Genomic DNA, 22,180 nt, shown 5'->3' with positions numbered 1-22,180 from the left:
AGGTTCAAGTAGGGGGAGGCGACCAGTGCCGGCCATGCCAACCGACGCTCCGACCGACCTCCTCCCGGTCTGGACCGGCCTGACCGTCGCCAGCCTCGCGCTGTTCGGCGTCGTCGTCGGCCTCCCGACCGGTGCTCCCGACGCGACGGAGCCGGCCAGCACCGTCGACGAGGTGGCGTCCTCGTCGTACGACGCGTCCGCGACCGTATCGTTCCGGACCCGCTCGCGGGTCGAACTCCGACCGCACGGCCTCGACCGGTGTCGCGGGGACGCCTGTGCTCACGCCACGTTCGAGTTCGGTCCGGTCGTCCCGGTGGCCGCCGACTCGTCGCTCGCGGCCGTCGTCGCCGGGGTCGCGCCCGAGTCGGTGTTCGACTCGCCGGCCACACTCCGCCGGGCGGTCGAACGCGCCCGCCAGCGAGCGCCCGTCGTCACGACGACGAGCGAACTGCACGCCCGCCACATCTCGTGGGGTGAGGTCGATGTCACGCTCGTCGGGACGTGACGCACCCGTCGGCCGTGGCCGCGGGCAGGTCGAACCGGTCGCCGCGCTCGTCGCGCTGGCGGTCGTCTGTGCTGCCCTCTCGCTGTACGCGGGTGTCCTCGACGGTGCGCTCGCCGGCGTGTCGACCGACGACGACGGGCCGGCCGAGCAGGTCGCAGACCGGGTTCGAGACCGGGTCGCGCCGGCCGGCGTCGCGGCCCCGCCTCGACTCTCCGCCGTCACCGACGGCTACCGGTTCAACGCGACACTCGCCTGCCGCGAGCGGGCGTGGACCACCGGCGCGCCGCCGCCTGTCGGAGCGTCTCGCGCCCGCGAACCGGTGAGCGTCCGCGTCGCGCCGGGTGTGGTTCGGCCCTGTCGGCTCGTCGTGGTGGTCTGGTCGTGAGAGCCGTCAGCACCGTCGCCGACACGCTGGTCTTCCTCGTGCTGGTGTCGGCGGCCGTCGGGACGCTCGTCGTCGTGCCGTCGTCGTCACCGTCGCCGCCGCCGCGAGCCGAGTCGACCGCCGAGACGCTGACGACGACGACCCTCTCGGTTCCGGTCGCCGCGACGGCGGGCGACGAGAGACGGCGTGCGCACGGAACCCCCGCCGGACTCCTCGCGCGAGCGGCGCTGGCGAACGCGACGCTCGACGACCGCCGGCTACTACCTGGGGCGCTCCCACGGCGAGTCCGGAGTCGGGTCCGGGCGACGCGACCGACGCCCGACGTCCACCTCGTCGCCCGGTGGGAGCCGTACTCGAACGCCTCGCTGGCCGGCCGTGTCGCCGTCGGGTCACCGCCGCCACGCGACGTGCGGACGGACGTCGAGACGGTCACCGTCCCGAGCGGAGTGGCCGTCACCGACGCGCGCCTCGACGCGGCGGCGGCCGACGGCTACCGGCCACTCGCCACGCTCGTCGCCGAGCGGTTCGTCGACCGGTCGTTCCCGCCCGGCGCGGCGCGCTCGAACCTCGCCGACCCCGCGGTCCGCGACCGGACCGCCGCTCGATACCGTCGGTTCGCGGCGGTCACCGGCGCGGACGTTCGCGGGCCGCTCGGCGACGGGTCGGCCGCGACGGCACGTGCCCGACTCGTCGATGCCCTGGCGACTCGACTCGCGGCCGACATGCGAGCGCGGTTCGAGACGCCGTCGGTCGCCGCCGACGCCGTCCGCGAGCGGCCCGGTACGGTCCGACTCGTGGTGGTGACGTGGTGATGCGGCTGGCCGACGACACCCGTGGCCGAGTCCCGTTCGCCCTCCTCGGCGTCCTCCTGCTCGTCACGAGCGCGACGGTGGCGACGACACAGCTCACGGGCACGTCCGACCCGACCGAACCGGCGGTCGACCGCGCGATGCGTGAGGCGACGGCGACGACACAGACCGTCCTCCGGACGGCCGTGACCGACGCCGCGCGACGGGCGGCGCGTGACCCCATCACTCAGCCGGCGAACACACCCTACGGGGACGTACTGAACGAGTCGGAGCCGTTCGAGGACGCGCTTCGCGTCCGGATCTACCTCCTCGTCCGCGAGCGACTCGGAGCCGTCTCCGCGAGCACCGGCGACGTGCGAGCGAGGGCGTCGCTCCCGGCGGTCGACTCGCCGGCCGACCTCCGTGCCGCCAAGCGCCGCGTCCACCTCTCGCGGGCCGGGCCGAACGGAACCGCCCTCCGAGTCCGCATCGAGGGTATCAGCGTCCGAGCGGTCGACGGGGAGCGAACCATCGGTGAGAAGCGCATCGCGCCGACGCTGACCGTCGCCGTGCCGGCCCTCGAACTCCACGACCGGGCCGAGCGGTTCGAACGGCGACTCGACGCCGGCCTCACCGAACCGGGGTTCGAGCGCCGGTTCACCGCCGGGATGTACGCGCTGGCGTGGGTTCGCGGGGCCGCACAGTATCAGGGTGCGCCCGTCGCCAACGTGGTCGGCACCGACCACGTCGCGCTCGCGGCCAACGACGCCGCTCTCGGCGTCCAGCGCGAGACATTCGGGACGACCGACCCCGAAGCGGCCCACGAATCGCGCCTCGCCTGGGGGAACGCATTAGCGACCGACCTCACACCGGGGTCGATACCCGGACCGCTCGTCGACGAGACGCTCGAACGGGGCGAACGGGGACTCCGCCGTCTCGACGACCCACGCGAGGAGACGACGACCGTCTCGCCGGACGTCGCGGCCGACGCCGCGCTCACGGCGGCGGCCGGGGAGACGCTCGACGCGGTCGGCCGCCGAACTTACGCCGTCGACGCCCGCGTGGTGAGTGCCGTCTCGCCCCCCGAGACGACCGTCGACCGCGACGCACGACCGGACGGGAACTGGACGCGGGTGGGTGCGACGACCCGGACCGACCGGTCGGTGGGGCGTGGCGACGACGTCGACGCGCCGGCGGCCTCGGCCCCTGCCGGCTGGACGGCCTTCGAGCGAGCAGAACGCCGCGTCACCGTCCGGACGGTGACGACGACGCGCTGGCGACGCGGCGACCGGACCGAGACGACCACCACGGTTCGTGTCGAGACGTACCGCGTCGGCCTCGCCGTCGTCGGTCGCCATTCCCCCGAGAGTCGTGTCGCCCGGCGTGGCGTCGCGGGCGTCTACGAACGGGCCGGCGTGCGCGGCGGTCCGAACCTCCGGGGAGTTCCGGCACGTGCGACCGACCGTCTCGTCGTCGACCGTGGCGGCCACGACGCGCTCGCCCGTCGGGCGGTCGCCGGCGACATCGACACGTCGTCACGGCGACTGACGGGCGAGCGTCCCGCCGAACTCCGCGAGTGGCTTCGGGCCGACCTCGCCCGCCTCGACCGGGAGGTGCGGACCGTCTCGGTGACGCTCTCGCAGGCCGACGTGGGGACCTACGCCGTCTCCCCGCCGGCCCGCCTCGCCGCCCGGATTCGCGCGAAGCGAGCGACCCTGCTCGACGCGCCGGCAACCTACGACGGCGTCGCCGGGAAGGCTCGCGTCGCGGCGCGTCGTGCGTACCTCGACGCGGTGCTCGCGGAACTGGACACGCGGGCGGCCGCCCACCGGGAGCGCCGAGCGACCCTGAACGAGACGCTCGGCGAGCACGACAGTTCGCTCGGTCGGGTCCAGGAGTCGCTGGACGCGGCCGCGTCGGGTGAGGGCAGTAGCGAGACGGCCGAGGCTCGGGGGCCGCTCGCCGTCACCGTCGACACCGCACCGACGTACCTCGACGTGACGCCCCGCCCGCGGGCGGACTTCGGCGACGGACCGGGGGAGGTCACGCCGCTCGACACGCGGAACGTCAACTGGGTGACCGTCCCCTACGGCGACACCGGAGGCTGGGTCTCGCGTCTCGTCGCCGGTCCGGAGCGTGTCTCGTTGCGCGCCGCGGCCGGGACGCTCCGTGCCGGCCGTCACCGCCCCGACGGGTCGCCGCGCTCCGACGCCGACCGTGAGGCGCTTCGCGGGGAAGTACGCGACAGCGTCGCGTTCGTCCGTGACCGACTCGCCGGCGAACTCCGGGCAGAGGGTGCGTGCGAGACGACGACCGACTGTCGTGGCGTCGTCGACGCGGGCCTCGGTCACTGGCAGACGCCTGCGGACCGGGCGCTCGCGCTCGCGAACGGGTCGGCCGCCGAGCGTGTCGCGGCGACGGCGGCGGACGCCGAGTCCGAACGCCGTCGACTCGCCGCAGTGCTCCGGACGACGGCCCGCGAGGCGCTCGTCGAGGACGCGGCTCGTCCGCCGCAGTCGGCCGTTCGTGGCGTCTCCGATGCGAACCGGGCGGCCCTCCAGCGAGGCATCGAGGAGGTGGCGACGCGGACTGGCGAGGAGGCGGTCGACCGGACGACCCAGCGGTACCTCAACCGGACGCTCGACGACGTGCCGATGGGGATTCCGGTGGCTCCGGTCCCCGGCTACTGGTACGCGACCCTGAACGGCTGGTCCGTCTCGGTCGAGGGGACGTACGAACGGCTCACCGTCAGGTCGCGCCGCGCCGCGCGCGACACGGTCTACGTGCGTGATGGGTCGTCGGTCGGTCTCGACGTGGACGACGACGGGGAGTCCGAGCGGTTGGGGAACGCACCGAAGCTGTCGTTCGAGGCGTCGACGACGGTCGTGGTCGTCGTCCCGCCCGGAAGACGCGGCGTCGCCGACGCGGACGGCCAGCAGAGCGAGTCGTCGCCGGGTTACGAGTGAGGCCGGTCTCGCCACGCCCGTCCGGCGACACGTAAACGCACTTGAACGCGCACCTGCTACGGTGGGGTGATGATCCAGGACACGGTCGACGACCCGGCCGCGCTCTCCGTCGCGGAACTCCGAACGAGCTACGAGGACCGCCTGCGCGAGACCATCGACGCGCTCGGAGCCGGGACCGTCGCCAGCGACGCCGGCGTCCCGCGGAGGACGGTCGACGCGCTGGCGGCCGAGGAGGACGTCGAGGTGACGCTGGAGGAGGCCGCGGCCGTCCTCGCCCTCGACGCCGAGACGCCCGACGCCGACGCCATCCGGGCCGAGGCGCTCGACGCGCTGATGATGGGGATGTCGATGGCCGTCGTCGACGTGGAGACGCTGTCGAGCGACGTCGGTGCGGAACTCGAACCCAAGGAGATCCAACAGATGATAGAGGGGCGCTTCCCGGTCTCGCTGGGGGAGTACGCTCGCATCCACCACGCCATCGAGACGCGCAAACGATGAGGGTCGTCGTCCTCGGCGCGGGCTACGTCGGCGTCGAACTGTGTCGCCGTCTCCACCCCGACCACGACGTCACCGGCGTTCGCCGCTCGGACGCCGGTATCGCCGCCATCGAGGCGACCGGCGCGAGCGCCGTCCGTGCGGACGTCACCGACGACACCGAACTCTCCGTGGTGCCGGACTGCGACGCCCTCGTGTTCGCCGCCTCCTCCGGTGGCCGTGGCGCGGAGGCGGCCCGCGAGGTGTACGTCGACGGCCTCCGAACCGTCGTCGAGCACTTCGCCGAGCGCCCCTCGCCGCCCGAGCGACTCGTCTACACCTCCTCGACGAGCGTCTACGGCGACCACGACGGCGAGTGGGTCGACGAGGGGACGCCGCTCGACCCGCAGACCGAGAAGGCCGAGGTGCTCGTCGAGGCCGAGCGTGTCGCCCGCGAGGACGCGCCCGAGCACGGCATCGACGGTACCGTCGTCCGGTTCGCGGGCCTGTACGGCCCCGACCGCTACCGCCTCGAACGGTACGTCGAGGGACCGGTAACGCAGGGCTACCTCAACATGCTCCACCGCGACGATGCGGCCGGAGTCGTCGAGTTCGTCCTCGACACCGACCCGGACGACGACGTGGTGCTCGCGGTGGACGACGAACCGGTCGACCGCTGGTCGCTGGCCGACTGGCTGGCCGACGAGTGTGGCGTCGAACCGCCGGAGAAACGGACCGTCGAGGAGCGACTCGACGCGGGCGACCTCTCGGCGGCCGCCGAGCGCCGTCTGCGGACGAGCAAGCGCTGCTCGAACGACCGTCTGCACGAACTCGGCTACGAGTTCGCCTACCCGACTTACCGCGAGGGGTATCGAGCGGCCGTCGAGGCCGACCGAGCGGACCTCGGGTCGACGGACTGAACGCCCCGCGGTTCGCGCCGTCGTTCGGGACCGGTCCCCGTCGCGGACCACTGAAGCCCGCCGAGCCAGTAGGCCGGGTATGGTGACGAAGGAGGCGACGTGGGCGTATCGCAACGAGCACCCCGAGTTCGCCCGGACGTACTTCCGGCGGTTCGGCGAGGGCGTCGTGTCGAGCGTCGGTCTCGGGACCTACCTCGGCGACCCGACGGACGCGGTCGACGAGCGCTACGAGACGACGGTCAAGCGGGCGCTCGAACACGGCAGCAACGTCGTCGACACGGCCATCAACTACCGCAACCAGCGCTCCGAGCGCGTCGTCGGGAAGGCCCTCGCCGAGAGTCACGTCGACAGGGACGCCGTGATGGTGGCGACGAAGGGCGGCTTCGTCGGCTTCGACGCCGTGCGCCCGGACGACCCCGGTGCGTACGTCCGCGAGGAGTACCTCGACTCGGGCATCGCCGACGCCGACCAGTTCGCCCGCGGCGTCCACTGCATCGCCCCCGAGTTCATCGACGACCAGCTGAGTCGCTCGCTGTCGAACCTCGGCCTCGACACTGTCGACTGCTACTACGTCCACAACCCGGAGACACAGTTGGGCAAGCGCTCGCGCGAGGCGGTGTACGACCAGCTGGAGGCGACGTTCACACGGCTCGAAGAGCGGGCGGCCGCTGGCGACCTGAACCACTACGGCGTGGCGACGTGGCAGGCGTTGCGGGTGTCCGCGGACCACGAGTTACACCTCTCGCTGTCGGAACTGGTCGACCGGGCGCGGGCGGCCTCGGACGCGGCCGGGACGGAGGCGACGCACTTCCGGGCGGTCCAGTTGCCGTTCAACGTCCACATGGCCGACGCGTTCACCGTGGCGCCCCACGACTCCGTCGACGGGCCACAGAGCGCGCTCCGGTTCGCCCACGAGTCGGGACTGAACGTGTTCACGAGCGCCTCCATCGCACAGGGAGAGCTGGCGCAGGCGGGGTCGATTCCGGACGCCGTCGCGTCGAGACTCGCGGGCGACACGCCCGCCCAGCGAGCGATCAACTTCGCGCGCTCTGCTCCCGGCGTGACGTCGTCGCTGGTCGGGGCGAGTTCGGTCGAACATCTGGACGAGAACGTGGCGGCGGGGACGTTCGAGCCGATGGGCGCGAACGCGTTCGACGAGACGTTCGAGTAGCGGGGGTGGGACGCGTCGGCCGACTCAACCGAGCTGTCGCCACTCGGTGCCACACTCCGGACAGCGTCGCACCTTCCCTATCTCGTCGGGGTCGGACTTCGTGTCGAGCTGTTCGCTACAGGCCGCACAGACCAACCGCTCGTAGGTGTCCTTCTCGATGTCGCCTGCGCGCAGGCCCTTCCGAACTGATTCCATAGCCTGCTGTGGGGGAAGGGGGGTAAAAAAAGCGCCGTCCGCTAGCAGGTGTCCGTTTCTCTGGGTACTGTGAGTGGAGTAGAGTCGAGACCACCTCGAAAGCCCCCGGTGCGAGGACTCGGGCGACTCGCTGCGCGCTTCGCTCGCTAGCGCTCGCTCCTGTGCTTACGTCGTCTCGGTTCACGAGCGTCTCGGGGCTTTCGAGGTAACCGCAGCCAGTATCCCACGACAGTTGTCACAGTTCACAACCCCACATCCAAGCCACGGCACACCACGACAGAGACTGACTGTTCCGCAAGCTTTGAACACGCGCAGTTGATACTCTGTTCCGTGTCTCGTCGCCAGTTGTTCGGCTCGTTGTGCGCGATGGTGTTCCTCGTCAACCTCGCGCGCATCGTCTTCGCGCCGCTCGTCGTCCCGCTCGAAGCCGAGTTCGGGGTGTCGGCGTCGACGCTCGGCGTCATCGCCGGACTGACGTGGTTCGGGTCGGCGATTCCACGCTTCCCCGTCGGCTACCTGCTGACGAAGGTGTCCCGCGAGACGATGGTGCTCGCCTCCGGCGTCGTCCTCGTCGGCTCCTCGCTGTTCACCGCGCTCGCGCCGTCGTTCTCCGTCGACGTGCTCGGCCGGACGCTGACGCTCACGCCGGTCGGGTCGTTGATGATCGGTGCGTTCGCGCTCGGCACCGCCAGCGGGGCGTACTTCCTCTCGGCGAACCCGCTGTTGAGCCAGCTGTTCCCCGACCGGGTGGGGCGCGTCATGGGTGTCCACGGCGCGGCCAGCCAGTTCGCGGCCGTCCTCGCCGCGCCCATCGTCGTCGCCGTCCTCATCGTCGCCGACTGGCGGGCGACGTTCTACCTGCTCGCGGCCGTCTCGGCGCTTGCCACGCTCGCCACCTACGTCGTGGGCCGCTCGACGGAGACGAAGAGCGCGACGACCGACCGCGACCTTGTGGGGGCGGCCAGGACGCAGTGGAAACTCATCGTCTCGGGTATCGCGTTCGTCGCCGTCACCGGCCTCGTCTGGAACGGCGTCTTCAACTTCTACGTCAAGTACATGATAGAGGCGAAGGCGCTGTCGGACCCGGCCGCCAACACGCTGTTGACGGTGCTGTTCGCGGCGGGCATCCCGGCGTTCGTCGCCGGTGGTGACCTCGTCGAGCGCCTCCCGAAGGTCCCGTTTCTCATCGGTATCTCGACGACGTTCGCGCTGTCGCTGCTCGTGCTCTCGACCGTCTCGGGCTTTTTCGCACTGGCGCTCGTCAGCGCCGTCGTCGGGTTCGTCATCCACATGCTGTTCCCCGCGGCCGACACCTACATGCTCTCGTCGACCCCCGACCACCAGCGTGCGAGTACCTACGCCGTGTTCAGCGGGACGATGATGCTCCCGCAGGCGTTCGGGTCGGTAGTGTTCGGTGCGCTGCTGGACACGGGCATCGCGTGGGACCCGCTCGTCTCGGGCGCAGCGATGGTCGTCCTCGGCGCGATGGGTATCCTGTTCGCGCTCTATCAGGCCGACCTCCTCCCGGAGCGAGCGGTCGGCGGCGAACGCCCCGCGAGCACGCCGCGGTCGGACCCGATGACCGACGACTGACCCACCGACGACCGGAGGAGCCTCCGACCCCGACGGGTCGAACCGCCCGGACTTTTGCTCACGCCGCCCGCACGTCCCCTCGATGGAGTACGTACAGGAGCGAGTCACGACGCTCCACGACTTCGCGGACCCGGTTCCGACCGCCCCCACCGACCGCGCCTGCGTCGTCGTCCCGATGACCGAACGCGAGTACGCCAGCCTCGCCGCCGAGGGTGTCCTCCGCACGCTCGAACGGCTCTCGCCCGCCCGCGTCGTCGTCGCCCTCAGAGCGAGTCCCGACCGTCTCGGCGACGTCGTCGACTGGCTCGACGGCTTCTCGCTGCCCGTCGACGTCGTCTGGTGTGACGGGCCACGGATTCACGACCTGCTCGACGCGAGCGACCTGAACGGCACGCGCGGGAAGGGCCGGGACGTCTGGCTGGCACTCGGCGTCGCGCTGGCCGGCGACAGCGAGTACGTCGTCGTCCACGACGCCGACGCGACGAACTACTCCGAGCGACACGTCGCCCGCCTGCTGTTCCCGCTCGCTCGCGGGTTCGCCTTCACGAAGGGTTACTACGCCCGTGTCGAGGACCAGAAACTCTACGGACGGCTCTTTCGGCTGTTCTACACGCCGCTGGTCCGGGCGCTCGAATCGCGCCACGACGCGCCGTTGCTCGACTACCTCGACGCGTTCCGCTACGCGCTGGCCGGCGAGTTCGCCGCGACGGCGGACCTCGCGGCGACCCTGCGCGTCCAGCGCGGGTGGGGCCTCGAAGTCGGCACGCTCGGCGACGCGTTCGCCCACGCCGGCTTCGAGGGCACCGCACAGGTCGACCTCGGGTTCCACGAGCACGACCACCGCGCCGTCTCCGGGCCGAGCGGTCTCGGGACGATGAGCGAGGAGGTCGCTGACGCGCTGTTCCACGCGCTCGCCGACGTCGGTCTCGACGTCGACTTCGGGACGCTTCCCGACGCCTACCGCGAGGCCGCCGACGCGCTCGTTCGTCAGTACGCCACCGACGCGGCGTTCAACGGCTTCGAGTACGACACCGCGGGCGAACGCCAGCAGGTCGCGGAGTACGCGGGAGCCATCCGCGCGCCCGAGACCGACGCGCGACTGCCGGCGTGGCGCGACGCGCCCATCTCGGGGGACGACGTTCACGAGGCCACGACCGTCGACGTGGAGGCCGAGCGATGAGCGAGGAGAGCGACGGGGACGACGAGTCGGCGGCGGGAGCGCCGGAGGGGTCGGAGACCGAGACGCTCGCCGTCGACGCCGACGACCTCGCGGGTATCGTCGACCTGTTCGGGGCGCTCGCGCCCGCCGAGTTGCGGAAGGCGCTCGCCGAACTCGCGTTCAAACGCGGCGTCGACACCCCGCCCGACACCGTGGTCGAGGAGGCAGTCGCCTCCTACCACCTCGTCGAGTACGACGGCCTGCTCGTGGTCGGACCGGCGGCGTTCCCGACCCTGCCCGAGAACGCCGCGGACCTCCCGCACATCCTCGACGTGACCCACGAGACGCCGCCGACCGAGGCCGTCGCCCGGGCCGCCGAGCAGCGGTTCCGCGAGGAGGCAGCACGGGCACTCGGTCCGGGTGAGGGGGTCGAGGACGCGTCCACCGTCGAGCGACTGGTCGACGTGAGCTACGACCTCGAAGCGTGGGGACCGGTCGACGTGCGCGAGGTCCGACAGCGACTCGACGACGCCGGACCCGACTGAGTGACTGCCCCGACACGAGACGGGGAGTGGTACCACACAACACGGGGGGCGTAGGACGTAAATCGACGCCCGCCGTCTGCGGGGTATGGACCTCTCCCGTCTCGCCGCGCACGACCCGGTCGGCGTGACCGGTCCGAGCCGCGAGGCGGCCGTGCTGGTGCCCGTCGTCGACCGACCCGACGGTCCTGCGGTCGTGTTCGTCAAGCGTGCCGACCACCTCGGGGAGCATGCCGGGCAGATGGCGTTTCCGGGCGGTGGAGCCGAACCCGACGACGAGGACCTGCTGGCGACGGCGTTACGCGAGGCCAACGAGGAGGTGGCGCTCGACCCCTCGACCGTCGAGGTCGTGGGACGACTCGACGACATCCCGACCATCACCGACTACTCCGTGCGACCGTTCGTCGCTCGCGTCCCGGACGCGGAGTTCGTCCCCGACGGCCGCGAAGTCGCCGAGGTCGCTATCCTCTCGGTCGCGGACCTGACCGACCCGGCGAACTACGAGTCCGAGCGCCGCGACGACCCGCGCCGTGGGTCGTTCCGTATCCACTACTTCCACGTCGACGGCTACACCGTCTGGGGGGCGACCGGCCGGATGCTCGTGCAGTTCCTCGAACTGGCGACCGACTGGCGTGCGCCCGCCGAACCGGACCGGGTCGTCGACCCGGACGCCGACTTCCCCGTTTGAGTGTTCGATGACTGGCTCTGTGGTCGAGTTCGTGGTCTCGAGCGAGTCCTCCGTGCGAGGGCTTCAGCGTTGTTCGGGACTGCTCTAACGGAATCAACCTCGAACTGAACGACTCCACCGAGGCAATTCCTGCCGGACAGCGACACGCTCTTACCCGTCCCACACCCGAACACGTCTATGGTCGCACCCGTGGCTGGTCGCGTTCCGCGTTCGCTATAGCCACGCCTTCTCGACCCGACGAACGCTATGTTGACGAGTGACACCTACACCCGAACCGGACTGGACGCGCTCGCGCTGAAACCGATCGAACACGACCTCACGGTCGCCGCCCGCCTCGACGTGGACACGCTCGCGCTGGACTACGAGGGCGGTGCCCACCTGCCGGACCCGGAGACGCTCGTCGCCCTCGCCGCCGACCGCACGCTCCTGCTCACCGCGCCGGTCCGCGCCGACGGGTTCGACCCGCTGGGCGACGACTCGCTGCTCCGGGCGGTCCCCGAGAACGTCGCGCTGACGTTCGTCGCGGGCAACGGCGCGTACCTCGACGACGCCGAGCGAGCACGAGCCGTCGCCCCCCGCTTGCGGGCCGCGCTGGACTGGCACGCCGAGCACGGGAGCGACGTGACGCCGTGGGTCGGCACCGAGAGCGTCGAACGACTCGCGCTCTCGGTCGCCGACGAGGCCGTCCAGTACGACCTGCTCGACCGCTCGACGGTCGGCGAGATCCGCGCGATGCGTCGCATGGGGTTCGACGGGTCGCTCGCGGTGTACGCACCGACGGTGCTCACCGACGACGAGGACGCGCTGCTCGACGCGCTCGGTGGGTACGTCGCACGGCGCGGTCCCGTCCGGGCGGCACTGCCCGATGGCTGTGCGACGGACGCGACGGCGACGGGCCGCGCTCGGGAGGTGTTGCTCGCGGCGAGTGCGGACTACGCGCTGGCGGGGACGCCCGCCGAGGTGGCCGAACGGGTCGAGAGGCTCCACGAGGCGGGCGTCGAGACGGTGGTCGGCTACCCGGCACGTGGCCTCGACGCGTTCCGGTAGCGCCGCGGGGTAGAGAGCAGAGAGCGGAGAACGGTCGTGTGGGTGTGCGGACTGCTCCTCGTCGTTGTCCTCTCGACGGTACGCCCCGACGATTCGCCGGCAGACGGGGACTCGCTACTGCTCGCCGTCGTCCGGTCCCTCGAACGCGTCGTCCTCGGGGCCGTCGGGAATCTCCTCTTCGTCGAGTCCCGTCTCGGCGTCGTTGGCGCTGCCCACGTCGTCGGTGTCGACGCTCGTGTCACCGAGCGCGTCACTGGACCCCTCCTCCGTCGAGTCGCCGTCGGTGTCGTGAGGGACCGACTCGTCGTCGACGGTCACCTCGCGGCCGGTCTCGGTCTTCGGGATGCGGACGCGGAGCGTGCCGTTCTGGGTGACGGTCGCTTCGGCCTCGCGGGCGTCGACGGTGGCGTCCGTCGGCAGGTCGACCGACCCGTCCAGTGAGAGGCCGCGACCGGGGAGACGCATGTCGTGGTCGTCGTAGAACTCCCGGAAGCGGTCGATACGGACGAACAGCGTGTTCTCGTCGAACCGGACCTCGACGTCCTCACGGCGGACGCCGGGGGCGTCGAAGACGGCGAGGAAGGCCTCGTCGCTCTCCAACAGGTCGACCTTCAGCGGGGTGCGCTCCTGCCAGCGCGCGGAGGACCGACCGATGCCTTCGAGGACGGTACTCTCGACGCGCTCGCCCAACTCCTTGAACATGTGTCGAGGTTCGCCCGTCATGCTCTTAGTCGTTCCCCGCTCAGAGCACGATCTCTTCGAGTCCGTCCCGCGAGCCACAGTACGGACAGGTGAAGTCCTCGATGCCCGTCTCGTCGGGCATATCGTAGGTGTAGTGTAGCTCGAACATGTCCAACTCGCACTCCGACTCCGTACACTTGACCTCCATCGTCTTCGGCATGGACGGGGCTACGCCCGGACCGCTAATCAATACGGCGGCCTCGTGTGTGGTATGGACATCTACGGCGTCGACTTCAGCGGCGCGGCGGCGGCCGGCGAGAAGACGTGGCTGGCCGAGGCTCGTCTCGAAGCCGACGATGACGGACCCGACGGCCTCCACGTCGAACGGTGTCGCTCGCTGGCGGACCTCGCAGGCACGGCCGAGCGCGGGCCGGCACTCGCCGAACTCGTCGAGCGCCTCCAGCGGGCGGACGCCGCCGGGCTGGACTTCTCGTTCGGTCTCCCGGTGGCGGTCCACGACGCGGAGTACTGGCCGGAGTTCCTCCGCTGGTTCCCCGGCGAGTTCGACGGCCCCGAGGACATGCAGGCGGTCTGTAGCGAGCGCGTCGAGTACCGGACCGACGGCGAGCGCACGTTCGTCGACCGGACGACCGACGAACAGGTCGGAGCGTCCTCGCCGTACCACTGGCTGGTCGCCCACCAGACGTTCTACGGGATTCGGGACGTCCTCGGACCGCTCGTCACCGACGGTGCCGCGGTCGTCGCACCGATGCAGGGCCGTGACGGGGAGACCGAGGTCGACGACCGACCGACACTCTGTGAGGTCTACCCCGCCGCGACGCTCCGCTCGCTCGACCTCCCCAGCGAGCGCTACAAGGACGCCAGCGCCGCCGACCGCGAGGAGTACCGCGAACGCCGCGAGCGCATCCTCGACGGACTCCCCGAGATGCTCACCCTGAGCGAGTCGGTCCGGGACGCGGCGCTGGACGACGAGGGCGGGGACGCCCTCGACGCGGTGCTCGCAGCGTCCGCGACCTGTCGGGCGAGTCGGGACGGGTTCGACCCCGACCGCGAGTACCACCCGGTGGAGGGCTACATCTACGTCTGAACGGTCTTCCCGCCGTGACCGTTCGTGACAGGCCGAGAGCCTCAGTATTGTAACCAACCATCACGGTGTGTCGGACGACGCCACTGCTCGGGCAGTTAAGTGGCTCCCTCGCCATCGGCGCGTATGTCGCTCGCAGACCACACGACACGGTCGTTCGCCGACGCGCTGGACGACGTCTCGGTCGGCGTCCTCCCCGTCGGGTCGACCGAACAGCACGGCCCGCACCTCCCGCTGTCGACGGACCACCTCGTCGCCGACCGCATCGCCGGGGCCCTCGACAACCCGAACGCGACGGTCCTCCCGACGCTCGCCGTCGGCGTCAGCGACCACCACCGGCAGTTCCACGGGACGCTCTCGGTCAGCGACGAGACGTTCGAGCGGTTCGTCCGAGAGACCGTCGAGAGCCTCGCGGGCCACGGCGTCCGGAAGGTCGCGGTCGTCAACGGCCACGGCGGGAACAAGCCCGCGCTGGAGCGGGCGGCCCGCACCCTCAGAGCCGAGGAGACGGCGTTCTGCGCGCCGTGGCACTGGTGGGACGCGGCGAACTACGTCATCGGCCACGCCGACCAGCACGAGACGAGCATGGTCCAGCACCTCGCACCGGCCCTCGTCGACGAGGAGCGGCTCGTCGAGGCCGAGCAGGACGGTACCGAGTCGTGGGGCAAGCGCGTTCACGGCGCGTCTATCGGGTTCGACACCGCGGACTTCACCGAGAGCGGCGCGGTCGGCCACCCCGCCGAGGGGTCGGCGATGCTCGGCGAGGACATGTTCGAGGAGAGCGTCGCCGAACTCGACGCCTTCGTGGACTGGCTGGCCGACCGGCCCTTCGAGGACCTGCTCGCCGAACCCCACCGATGAGCGAGGGTGCGAGCGCGGTCACGCCCGTCGGTGCCGTCGAGGTCGAACGCGCCGTCGAGGTCGCCGTCGTCGGTGGTGGCGCGGTCGGCGTCACGACCGCCCACGACCTCGCCGTACGCGGGGCGAGCGCGACGCTGTACGAGCGCGGAGCCGTCGCCGACGGTGCGAGCGGCCGGGCGGCGGGTGTCTGTTACGACGCCTACGCCGACCGTATCGACGCCGAACTCGGGGAGCGTGCGCTCGACCGCTTCCGCGAGTTCTCCGGGACGGGCGCGTTCGAGTTCGTCGACTGCCCCTACGTCATCCTCGTCCGGGAGGGCGACGAGCGACGTGCGGAGGCCATCCGCGAGGGCGTCGCCCGGATGCGCGACCACGACCGGGACGTCTCGCTGGTCGACCCGACGACCCTCGGCGGGGAGTTCCCGGACCTCCGAACCGACGACGTGCTGGTGGCTGCGGTCGCCCGGAACGCCGGTTACACCGACCCCGGCGCGTACACGGCGGCGATGGCCGACGAAGCGCGCGAGGCGGGTGTCGAGGTTCGAGAGGGGACGACCGCCCGACTCCTGCCGGGCGAGGGCGGGCCGACGGTCGAGACGGACGACGGCCACGAGGACTTCGACGCCGTCCTCGTCGCCGCGGGCGCACACTCTCGGCAGGTGCTCGCCGACGCCGGCCACCCGATTCCGCTCAAACCCTACCGCGTGCAGGCACTCGTCACCGAGGCGGACCCCATCACCGACCGCGCACCGATGTGCTACGACGCGTCGGGCGGCTACTACCTCCGGCCGCGTGAAGGTGGTCTCCTCGTCGGGGACGGTTGTGAATCGCGCGGCGATTCACAAGCAAACCAGAACCCGTGGGATTCTGGTGACGGCACCGAACTCATCGAGCGTGACCCGGACGACTGGGACCGTGACGCGGACGACTGGTTCGTCGCCGACTGCGCCGGCTACCTCGAAACCGCGTTCGGACGAAGCTACCCCGTCGACCGAGCGTGGGCGGGCCTCTGTACCGCGACGCCCGACGGGCACCCGCTGTTCGGTGAGCGTGCACCCGGACTCTACGTCGCCGCCGGCTGGCAGGGCCACGGCTTCATGCGTGCCCCCGCGATGGCCGAGCGGATGGCCGACCAGATGCTCGGCGGCGACGGTATCGACGCCTTCGACCCGAACCGGTTCGACGGGGACGAACAGTTCGACATCGTCGAGGGGATGGAACTGGACTGACTGCCACGACCGTCGTCTGCGGGGTGGGACTGGAAGGGGCCGCGCTCAGGGCGAAGGCGCGGACGGGCGAGCGCCGCAGGGGAGCGAGTGAAACGAGCGAGCCGAAGAGCGCGCCCGCCGTACCGAGTCGTGAGCGCGGGGGCTTCCGAGGTGTCGTCCTCTGCTTTTCTCGGAGACGAACTGAGCGAACCATCCAGTGTCGTCATCGTTTTCCACGTCGGCCCGGTAAGACGCCCATGACCGACCCGGCGACGCTCGACGTGACGCTCGTGGACGGCTACGTCGACGAGCCGGCACACTTCGGGGTGCCGCCGTACGTCTCGACGTACCCCCGATACACCGCCGGCGCGCTCGTTGACGCCGGCGTCCCCGAGGAGCGAATCACCTACCACACCATCGACGCGCTCCGCGAGACGCCCGGCAAGTGGCAGGACGTCGAGGAGGCCGACCTGCTGGTCTACATCGGCGGGATGACCGTTCCCGGCAAGTACGTCGGCGGCACGCCCGCCGAACCCGACGAGGTCCGTCGGATGGCGTGGACCGCCGACGGGACGACGCTGATGGGCGGGCCGGTCCGCTTCGGCGTCGGCGACCAGAACGAGGGCGGGAGCGACATGGAGCGCAAGGACCTCGACTACGACTTCGTCGCCAAGGGCGACGTCGAGGCGGCCGCGTTCGACCTCGTCGAGAGCGGCCTCGAAGGGTTCAACAACCGGATGCGCGACGTCGAGGAGGTGACGCGCTGGGCGAAGCAGGGCGCGTTCGTCGTCGAGAGTCACCCGAACCACCCCGACTACCTCATCGCCGAGTTGGAGACGAGTCGGGGCTGTCCGTATCGCTGCTCGTTCTGTACGGAACCGCTGTACGGCAACCCCACCTTCCGGCCGCCCGAGACGGTCGTCTCGGAGGTCGAGGCACTCTACGAACGTGGTGTCCGGCACTTCCGACTGGGTCGACAGGCCGACATCCTCGCGTACGGTGGGGACGGCGAGGCTCCGAACCCCGACGCTCTACGCGAGTTGTACGGCGGGATTCGGGCGGTGGCCCCCGACCTCGGCACGCTCCACCTCGACAATATGAACCCCATCACCGTCGTGGAGTACCCCGAGCGCTCGCGGGAGGGTATCGAGGTCATCGCCGAACACAACACGCCCGGCGACACCGCCGCGTTCGGCCTCGAATCCGCCGACCCCGTCGTCCAGGAGGAGAACAATCTCAACGTCACCGCCGACGAGTGTTTCGAGGCGGTCCGCATCGTCAACGAGGCGGCGGGGTGGCGACCGGGTGAAGACCCCTCGAAGGCCCCCACACACGGGGAAGACGCGGCTACACGACTCCCGAAACTCCTGCCCGGCATCAACCTGCTCCACGGGCTGAAGGGCGAGACCCGCGAGACCTACGAACTCAACGAGCAGTTCCTCCACCGGGTGTACGACGCGGGCCTGATGCTCCGGCGGGTCAACATCCGGCAGGTGATGGCGTTCGACGGCACCGAGATGTCCGAGACGGGGTCACAGATAGCGAAAGACCACAAGAAGCTGTTCAAGCAGTACAAGACCCGCGTCCGCGAGGAGATCGACCGGCCGATGCTGCGCCGCGTGGCCCCCGCCGGCACACGCCTGCCGGACGTCCACCTGGAGTACCACCAGGACGGCAAGACGTTCGGCCGCCAGTTGGGGACCTACCCCCTGCTCGTGGCGATTCCGGGCGAACACGAACTCGGACAGACGCTTGACCTCGCGGTCACCGACCACGGCTATCGCTCGGTGTCGGGGGTGCCGTACCCGCTGGACGTCAACGCGGCGTCGATGGACGAACTCACCGCGATTCCCGGTCTCGGCAAGCAGCGTGCCGGGAACCTCGTGGTGGACCGGCCGTTCGACGCGCTCTCGGACGCCGAAGAGCGTGTGGAGACCTCGCTGGTCGACTTCGCGGAGGTTCGGTCGCCCGAAGGCGCGGACTGAGTACGGACAAATTCAGTTGCTGTCCAACCAAGCAGTTGCCCACGCTGGGTACGGCCAGTACGCGCCAGTGTACGACTTTGCTCGTCCGCTGGCAGCGTTCGCCTTCATCTTCGAGTTGAGATAGACGGTTGTGCCGAAGGGTGCGGTTATCCACGTCTTTGCCTGGAAGTGGTATGCAGGCCCGATTGGACTATCACTCGCGTATACCCAGTTCTTCTTGATATCCCCCGCCTGGAAGTTCCCGGAGGTTATCGTGGGTCTGTAGACCTTATCGGCTTCCACGAGTACATCGAACTGATGATAGTCGGTAACCGTCGGCGTGGTCACCCCCCAAGTACTCTGAAGCGTGGTGTATTGACCAGTGTTGACAGTCTGTGGGCTAAACACTCCCGTTGCGTTTGTGATGAATTGCGGTTGGACCTCGGGCCCGTTTTTGTCTCCCCCGTCTCCGGTTTGGCTGTTTTTTTCCCGGCTTCGCGGAGACACTCCCCGTCAGCATCAGTGAAGCTGCACCGACTCCCATTGCCTTCATGAAATCCCGACGACTGTTGTTATCGATTTAGAACTCGTAGTTCTGAGAACACCGATGGCTTCAATCCAGCTCAAGCTTGTTCTGTCACTAGATACCGCTCGACTTAGTTGTATGCACAGAAAAGAGTAAGCAGCGTTACTATTCCGTAGCGCATCTGACCAGTCTGATGACCAGCGTTCATGCTCCACGCACTTCGACTGAATGGGGTGGCTCCTCGTACTGATGATACTCCTCTTCGTTGCGCATCAGTGGATCACCGGAGGCGACGCATCGCTCTTCGAGGTACTGATTCGTGGCGTGTTCTTCGGCGGCGTCGCTGCTGCATTTGTCGCTATCGTGATGGTGGCCGTACAGCTGGTGCGGTCAGCACTCCAGTAGTCCGTCTCCGAGAGGTTCGACTTCCCGACACATCGATGGGTGGTACTTATCCGTGGTTGCGAAACGGTCGATATCGTGTCTTGCGTTCCGCTTGTAGTACTGACCGCCGCCTGTTTTGATTTGTCTCCGGCGATCCATCCACGCCTGATTCGATACGCACCCAGAAGGTTCATACGTCACAGCGCGCAACCGCGAGCAATGACCATCGAGGTGAGCGTCGTCCTCCCCGCGTACAACGAGGAGGCGACCATCGAGGGGACCATCGAGACGACCCTCGACACGCTCGGTTCGTTTCTCCCCGAGGATTCGTTCGAAGTCATCGTCGCGGAGGACGGCTGTGCCGACCGTACCCCGGAGATAGCCGCTCGTTTCGCGGGGCGTGACCACCGTGTCCGACACGTCCACTCCGACGAGCGACTCGGCCGGGGCGGCGCGCTGGTCCGGGCGTTCCGCGAGGCCGACGGCGAGACGCTCGTCTACTTCGATACGGACCTCGCCACGGACATGCGCCACCTCGAGGAGTTGGTCCAGTCCGTGCGTACCGGGGAGTACGACGTGGCGACCGGATCGCGCTGGATGCCCGGCGAGGTGGCCGAACGCCCCCGGAAGCGTGGCGTCCCTTCCCGTGGATTCAACACGCTCACCCGGACGATGCTCGGGTCGGACGTCCGTGACCACCAGTGTGGGTTCAAGGCGTTCGACCGCGAGGCGCTGTTCTCGCTGCTCGACGACGTGGAGGACCAGCACTGGTTCTGGGACACCGAGGTGCTCGTTCGCGCCCAGCGCCAGGGCTACCGCATCAACGAGTTCCCCGTGCGCTGGACGCCGAAGGGCGACACGAAGGTCGACCTCGTCCGGGACGTCTTCGGGATGGGCAGCCAGATTCTGCGCTGCTGGTACGAGTTCTCCGTCAAACCGCGGGCGACGCCACGAGCGACGATGGCCGCCGGGACGCTGCTGGTCGCCGTCGCCGTCCTCCTGATGACGTCGTACATCGACTTCGAACAGGTCCTCGCCGAGATGGCGCAGGCCGACCCGACGTACGTCGTCGCGGCGGCGGTGGTCTACCTGCTGTCGTGGCCGCTTCGGGGGGCGCGCTACCACGACATCCTCGCGGAGTTGGGCTACCACGAGAAGGTCGGGTTCCTGACCGGGGCGGTGTTCATCTCACAGACGGGGAATCTCGTCTTCCCCGCCCGACTCGGGGACGGCGTCCGGGCGTACATCGTCAAGGCCCGCCGGGGGATTCCGTACCCCTCGGGGTTCGCGTCGCTGGCCGTCGAGCGCGTCTTCGACCTGCTGACCATCACGGTGCTGGCAGGGAGCGTCCTGCTCGGACTGGCCGCGACGGGACTGTCGGACCCGACCGGGTTCGGGGCCGTCGAGGGTGACTTCGCACAGAGCGGTCGACAGGCGTTCACCGTCGCCGCGTTCGTCGGTGTCGCCACGCTCTGTGCGGTGTCGCTCATCCTCGTCAGCGCGCGCGCCGAGACGAACCTCGTCCGCCGGGGGGTCCGCCGACTGAGTTCCGACTCCTACGCCGACTACGTCGCGGGCGTCATCGAACGGTTCGTCGGTGACGTCCAGCAGGTGGCGGGCGACGGACGCGCCTTCGCTCGCATCGGCGCGTCGAGTCTCGCTATCTGGTCGCTGGACGTGCTCACGGCGCTGCTCGTGTTCGCGGCGTTCGACGTCACGCTGTCGCCGGTGGTACTCGTCAGCGTGGGGTTCTTCGCGGTGAGCGTCGGGAACCTCGCGAAGGTGCTCCCGCTGACTCCCGGCGGTATCGGCCTCTACGAGGGTGCGTTCTCGCTCATCTTCGTCGCGCTCACGCCCCTCTCGTACCCCGTCGTCATCGGCGCGGCCGTCGTCGACCACGCGGTGAAGAACCTCGTGACGCTCGCCGGTGGCGTCGTCTCGACGCTCCTGCTCAACGTCTCGCTGACGACGGCCGTCGAGGAGTCACGCGACGTGACCCCCGACGCGTCGAAGACGGACGACTGACCCGACGCGTCCGACCACGTCGGGTCCGTCGCGCTCAGTACTGTTCGGAGACGAACGGGCCGAGCGCCGCGGCGACGCCCGTCGAGAGACTCGTCTCCCGGTCGACCATCCCGGCGGTGAACACGCCCGCCGCGCCCTGTTTCTTCTTGACGTCCGACTCCCCGAGTTCGTCGTCCATCACGGGGCCGAGTTCCTCGCCGTCGGCGACGCGGCGGGCGACGTGCTCGGGCAGCGGGAACGACGGTCCGCCCGCACAGGTCACGCGCTCGCCGTCCGTCGCGGCCGCCCAGTTGACGAGAAACGGCGTCTCGCTCCCCTCGAACGTGCCGACACCGCCCTCGATGCCGACGCCGAGCGTCCGGCCCTCGCGGTGGTCTGCGGCCTCGAATGCGGCACGAGCGCGGTTCTCCGCACCGGTCCGAGTCTCGACGTGTCCGCGTGGCTGTTCGGCGACGCCCGAGGCGACGCGTCTCGCTTCGACGGTCCACGTCGATGGAACGACCGACTCGACGGCCCGGCGCTTGACGGGGTTACCGCTCCCGACGACGACGTACATGAACCGGTGGTGCGCACGCCGGATGTTCGCTCTTGCGGACCGTCTCCGTCGGGCACGTGGGACACTCACACCAAAGTGACAGTATTGTTATCTCTGGTATCCACTCGAAGGAGTATCGGAATGGTTAAGAACGTTTCGGGCGAACGTAATCCACTAACCAGCCGTCCGGGATTTTCGGGGGATACCTGCCCGGATAGCGTGCGCCCTCAGCCAATGAGTGACCCGAATACCAGAACCCGAGAGAGAACGACCGAAGCGGAGAGTGAGCGGAGCGACGAGCGCGAGGGACTCGACTGTCCGGAGTGCGGAGGCTCACTGATCAACGACAGCGAACACGGCGAGACGGTCTGTGAGGACTGCGGGCTCGTCGTCGAGGAGGACGCCGTCGACCGCGGCCCCGAGTGGCGGGCGTTCGACTCCGCGGAGAAAGACCAAAA

25 protein-coding genes are annotated in these 22,180 nt (G+C 69.7%); 19 read left to right on the top strand and 6 right to left on the bottom strand.

Annotated features, from left to right (window positions below):
• Positions 1–34: 34 nt before the first annotated feature.
• The 7 genes from GQS65_RS13185 (at position 35) to GQS65_RS13155 (ending at position 7,209) form a co-directional block, all read left to right on the top strand.
• Positions 35–505 carry a DUF7283 family protein gene (locus tag GQS65_RS13185; protein WP_158205106.1) on the top strand — a complete coding sequence of 157 codons (471 nt, stop codon included), beginning with the start codon at positions 35–37 and terminating at the stop codon, positions 503–505.
• A complete protein-coding gene (locus tag GQS65_RS13180; RefSeq protein ID WP_158205105.1) occupies positions 483–890 on the top strand; it encodes a DUF7285 family protein in 408 nt (135 codons plus the stop codon). The genes GQS65_RS13185 and GQS65_RS13180 overlap by 23 nt, the downstream gene beginning before the upstream one ends.
• On the top strand, positions 887–1,702 hold the full coding sequence (locus GQS65_RS13175; protein ID WP_158205104.1) for a DUF7284 family protein: 816 nt from the start codon (positions 887–889) through the stop codon (positions 1,700–1,702). Before GQS65_RS13180 ends, GQS65_RS13175 begins: the two co-directional genes overlap by 4 nt.
• Positions 1,702–4,644, top strand: a complete 2,943-nt coding sequence (locus GQS65_RS13170) for a DUF7286 family protein (RefSeq protein WP_158205103.1) — start codon at positions 1,702–1,704, stop codon at positions 4,642–4,644. The genes GQS65_RS13175 and GQS65_RS13170 overlap by 1 nt, the downstream gene beginning before the upstream one ends.
• A 69-nt stretch (positions 4,645–4,713) precedes the next feature.
• Positions 4,714–5,142 (top strand): DUF5791 family protein, encoded by a 429-nt coding sequence (locus GQS65_RS13165; protein WP_158205102.1) that lies wholly within the window; start codon positions 4,714–4,716, stop codon positions 5,140–5,142.
• A complete protein-coding gene (locus GQS65_RS13160) occupies positions 5,139–6,038 on the top strand; it encodes an NAD-dependent epimerase/dehydratase family protein (protein ID WP_158205101.1) in 900 nt (299 codons plus the stop codon). The genes GQS65_RS13165 and GQS65_RS13160 overlap by 4 nt, the downstream gene beginning before the upstream one ends.
• Before the next feature lie 79 nt (positions 6,039–6,117).
• Positions 6,118–7,209, top strand: coding sequence for an aldo/keto reductase (locus GQS65_RS13155; RefSeq protein WP_158205100.1), 1,092 nt, complete (start codon positions 6,118–6,120; stop codon positions 7,207–7,209).
• A gap of 24 nt (positions 7,210–7,233) precedes the next feature.
• On the opposite strand, the gene GQS65_RS21430 is transcribed toward GQS65_RS13155, so the two are convergent.
• Entirely contained in the window at positions 7,234–7,404 is a 171-nt protein-coding gene (locus tag GQS65_RS21430) for an HVO_0758 family zinc finger protein (protein ID WP_199268465.1), read from the bottom strand.
• Between the two features lie 330 nt (positions 7,405–7,734).
• Between GQS65_RS21430 and GQS65_RS13150 the strand changes: the two genes are divergently transcribed.
• From GQS65_RS13150 to GQS65_RS13130, 5 genes are all read left to right on the top strand, one after another.
• Positions 7,735–8,997: an MFS transporter gene (locus GQS65_RS13150; protein ID WP_368280146.1), complete on the top strand. Its 1,263-nt coding sequence runs from the start codon at positions 7,735–7,737 to the stop codon at positions 8,995–8,997.
• An 82-nt stretch (positions 8,998–9,079) separates the two neighbouring features.
• Entirely contained in the window at positions 9,080–10,177 is a 1,098-nt protein-coding gene (locus GQS65_RS13145; RefSeq protein WP_158205099.1) for a glycosyl transferase family 2, read from the top strand.
• Entirely contained in the window at positions 10,174–10,701 is a 528-nt protein-coding gene (locus GQS65_RS13140) for a DUF7109 family protein (protein WP_233265132.1), read from the top strand. Before GQS65_RS13145 ends, GQS65_RS13140 begins: the two co-directional genes overlap by 4 nt.
• Before the next feature lie 85 nt (positions 10,702–10,786).
• Positions 10,787–11,386 (top strand): NUDIX hydrolase, encoded by a 600-nt coding sequence (locus tag GQS65_RS13135; RefSeq protein ID WP_158205098.1) that lies wholly within the window; start codon positions 10,787–10,789, stop codon positions 11,384–11,386.
• 246 nt (positions 11,387–11,632) lie between these two features.
• Positions 11,633–12,433: a DUF7388 family protein gene (locus GQS65_RS13130; protein WP_158205097.1), complete on the top strand. Its 801-nt coding sequence runs from the start codon at positions 11,633–11,635 to the stop codon at positions 12,431–12,433.
• 114 nt (positions 12,434–12,547) lie between these two features.
• On the opposite strand, the gene GQS65_RS13125 is transcribed toward GQS65_RS13130, so the two are convergent.
• Together GQS65_RS13125 and GQS65_RS21425 are read right to left on the bottom strand one after the other, a co-directional pair.
• The gene (locus GQS65_RS13125; RefSeq protein ID WP_158205096.1) at positions 12,548–13,135 is read right to left on the bottom strand and encodes an Hsp20/alpha crystallin family protein; all 588 of its coding nucleotides are present in this window, start codon (positions 13,133–13,135) and stop codon (positions 12,548–12,550) included.
• A gap of 40 nt (positions 13,136–13,175) precedes the next feature.
• Complete coding sequence (locus GQS65_RS21425) at positions 13,176–13,334, bottom strand: DUF7559 family protein (protein WP_199268464.1); 159 nt, start codon at positions 13,332–13,334, stop codon at positions 13,176–13,178.
• A 51-nt stretch (positions 13,335–13,385) separates the two neighbouring features.
• Between GQS65_RS21425 and GQS65_RS13120 the strand changes: the two genes are divergently transcribed.
• From GQS65_RS13120 to GQS65_RS13105, 4 genes are all read left to right on the top strand, one after another.
• Positions 13,386–14,222: a DUF429 domain-containing protein gene (locus tag GQS65_RS13120; RefSeq protein ID WP_158205095.1), complete on the top strand. Its 837-nt coding sequence runs from the start codon at positions 13,386–13,388 to the stop codon at positions 14,220–14,222.
• A gap of 123 nt (positions 14,223–14,345) precedes the next feature.
• Positions 14,346–15,080, top strand: coding sequence for a creatininase family protein (locus GQS65_RS13115; protein ID WP_158205094.1), 735 nt, complete (start codon positions 14,346–14,348; stop codon positions 15,078–15,080).
• The gene (locus GQS65_RS13110; RefSeq protein ID WP_158205093.1) at positions 15,077–16,309 is read left to right on the top strand and encodes an NAD(P)/FAD-dependent oxidoreductase; all 1,233 of its coding nucleotides are present in this window, start codon (positions 15,077–15,079) and stop codon (positions 16,307–16,309) included. The genes GQS65_RS13115 and GQS65_RS13110 overlap by 4 nt, the downstream gene beginning before the upstream one ends.
• A gap of 236 nt (positions 16,310–16,545) precedes the next feature.
• Positions 16,546–18,273: a radical SAM protein gene (locus GQS65_RS13105; protein ID WP_158205092.1), complete on the top strand. Its 1,728-nt coding sequence runs from the start codon at positions 16,546–16,548 to the stop codon at positions 18,271–18,273.
• 12 nt (positions 18,274–18,285) lie between these two features.
• Here GQS65_RS13105 and GQS65_RS13100 read toward each other — a convergent pair whose 3' ends face one another.
• Both GQS65_RS13100 and GQS65_RS22140 read right to left on the bottom strand, forming a co-directional pair.
• Positions 18,286–18,555 carry a hypothetical protein gene (locus tag GQS65_RS13100; RefSeq protein WP_158205091.1) on the bottom strand — a complete coding sequence of 90 codons (270 nt, stop codon included), beginning with the start codon at positions 18,553–18,555 and terminating at the stop codon, positions 18,286–18,288.
• Between the two features lie 97 nt (positions 18,556–18,652).
• A complete protein-coding gene (locus GQS65_RS22140; RefSeq protein WP_368280195.1) occupies positions 18,653–18,832 on the bottom strand; it encodes a twin-arginine translocation signal domain-containing protein in 180 nt (59 codons plus the stop codon).
• 195 nt (positions 18,833–19,027) lie between these two features.
• Here GQS65_RS22140 and GQS65_RS13090 point away from each other — a divergent pair, with 195 nt between their 5' ends.
• Both GQS65_RS13090 and GQS65_RS13085 read left to right on the top strand, forming a co-directional pair.
• Positions 19,028–19,183 (top strand): hypothetical protein, encoded by a 156-nt coding sequence (locus tag GQS65_RS13090; RefSeq protein WP_158205089.1) that lies wholly within the window; start codon positions 19,028–19,030, stop codon positions 19,181–19,183.
• Positions 19,184–19,381: 198 nt separating this feature from the next.
• Positions 19,382–21,187, top strand: coding sequence for a flippase-like domain-containing protein (locus tag GQS65_RS13085; RefSeq protein WP_158205088.1), 1,806 nt, complete (start codon positions 19,382–19,384; stop codon positions 21,185–21,187).
• Positions 21,188–21,221: 34 nt separating this feature from the next.
• Here the strand turns inward: GQS65_RS13085 and GQS65_RS13080 are convergent, their stop codons facing one another.
• Positions 21,222–21,743, bottom strand: coding sequence for a DUF84 family protein (locus tag GQS65_RS13080; RefSeq protein ID WP_158205087.1), 522 nt, complete (start codon positions 21,741–21,743; stop codon positions 21,222–21,224).
• A 213-nt stretch (positions 21,744–21,956) separates the two neighbouring features.
• Here GQS65_RS13080 and GQS65_RS13075 point away from each other — a divergent pair.
• Positions 21,957–22,180 (top strand): TFIIB-type zinc ribbon-containing protein (locus tag GQS65_RS13075; protein WP_303646298.1); only part of this gene is annotated, 224 nt, incomplete at its 3' end.

It is taken from the genome of Halomarina oriensis, from assembly GCF_009791395.1.
In the GTDB taxonomy this organism is placed as follows: domain Archaea; phylum Halobacteriota; class Halobacteria; order Halobacteriales; family Haloarculaceae; genus Halomarina; species Halomarina oriensis.
Note: the sequence above shows the minus strand (reverse complement) of the source record. Positions and strands in the feature narration are given on the sequence as shown.

What these genes read in the sequence shown, in the direction of transcription:
- GQS65_RS13185 (WP_158205106.1), top strand. Translation starts at nt 35, where the DNA reads ATGCCAACCGACGCTCCGACCGACCTCCTCCCGGTCTGGACCGGCCTG.
- GQS65_RS13155 (WP_158205100.1), top strand. Translation starts at nt 6,118, where the DNA reads ATGGTGACGAAGGAGGCGACGTGGGCGTATCGCAACGAGCACCCCGAG.
- GQS65_RS13115 (WP_158205094.1), top strand. Translation starts at nt 14,346, where the DNA reads ATGTCGCTCGCAGACCACACGACACGGTCGTTCGCCGACGCGCTGGAC.
- GQS65_RS13135 (WP_158205098.1), top strand. Translation starts at nt 10,787, where the DNA reads ATGGACCTCTCCCGTCTCGCCGCGCACGACCCGGTCGGCGTGACCGGT.
- GQS65_RS13145 (WP_158205099.1), top strand. Translation starts at nt 9,080, where the DNA reads ATGGAGTACGTACAGGAGCGAGTCACGACGCTCCACGACTTCGCGGAC.
- GQS65_RS13125 (WP_158205096.1), bottom strand. Translation starts at nt 13,135, where the DNA reads ATGTTCAAGGAGTTGGGCGAGCGCGTCGAGAGTACCGTCCTCGAAGGC.
- GQS65_RS13130 (WP_158205097.1), top strand. Translation starts at nt 11,633, where the DNA reads ATGTTGACGAGTGACACCTACACCCGAACCGGACTGGACGCGCTCGCG.
- GQS65_RS13140 (WP_233265132.1), top strand. Translation starts at nt 10,174, where the DNA reads ATGAGCGAGGAGAGCGACGGGGACGACGAGTCGGCGGCGGGAGCGCCG.
- GQS65_RS13085 (WP_158205088.1), top strand. Translation starts at nt 19,382, where the DNA reads ATGACCATCGAGGTGAGCGTCGTCCTCCCCGCGTACAACGAGGAGGCG.
- GQS65_RS13170 (WP_158205103.1), top strand. Translation starts at nt 1,702, where the DNA reads ATGCGGCTGGCCGACGACACCCGTGGCCGAGTCCCGTTCGCCCTCCTC.
- GQS65_RS13090 (WP_158205089.1), top strand. Translation starts at nt 19,028, where the DNA reads ATGATACTCCTCTTCGTTGCGCATCAGTGGATCACCGGAGGCGACGCA.
- GQS65_RS13110 (WP_158205093.1), top strand. Translation starts at nt 15,077, where the DNA reads ATGAGCGAGGGTGCGAGCGCGGTCACGCCCGTCGGTGCCGTCGAGGTC.
- GQS65_RS13105 (WP_158205092.1), top strand. Translation starts at nt 16,546, where the DNA reads ATGACCGACCCGGCGACGCTCGACGTGACGCTCGTGGACGGCTACGTC.
- GQS65_RS13165 (WP_158205102.1), top strand. Translation starts at nt 4,714, where the DNA reads ATGATCCAGGACACGGTCGACGACCCGGCCGCGCTCTCCGTCGCGGAA.
- GQS65_RS13120 (WP_158205095.1), top strand. Translation starts at nt 13,386, where the DNA reads ATGGACATCTACGGCGTCGACTTCAGCGGCGCGGCGGCGGCCGGCGAG.
- GQS65_RS13080 (WP_158205087.1), bottom strand. Translation starts at nt 21,743, where the DNA reads ATGTACGTCGTCGTCGGGAGCGGTAACCCCGTCAAGCGCCGGGCCGTC.
- GQS65_RS13160 (WP_158205101.1), top strand. Translation starts at nt 5,139, where the DNA reads ATGAGGGTCGTCGTCCTCGGCGCGGGCTACGTCGGCGTCGAACTGTGT.
- GQS65_RS13180 (WP_158205105.1), top strand. Translation starts at nt 483, where the DNA reads ATGTCACGCTCGTCGGGACGTGACGCACCCGTCGGCCGTGGCCGCGGG.
- GQS65_RS21425 (WP_199268464.1), bottom strand. Translation starts at nt 13,334, where the DNA reads ATGCCGAAGACGATGGAGGTCAAGTGTACGGAGTCGGAGTGCGAGTTG.
- GQS65_RS21430 (WP_199268465.1), bottom strand. Translation starts at nt 7,404, where the DNA reads ATGGAATCAGTTCGGAAGGGCCTGCGCGCAGGCGACATCGAGAAGGAC.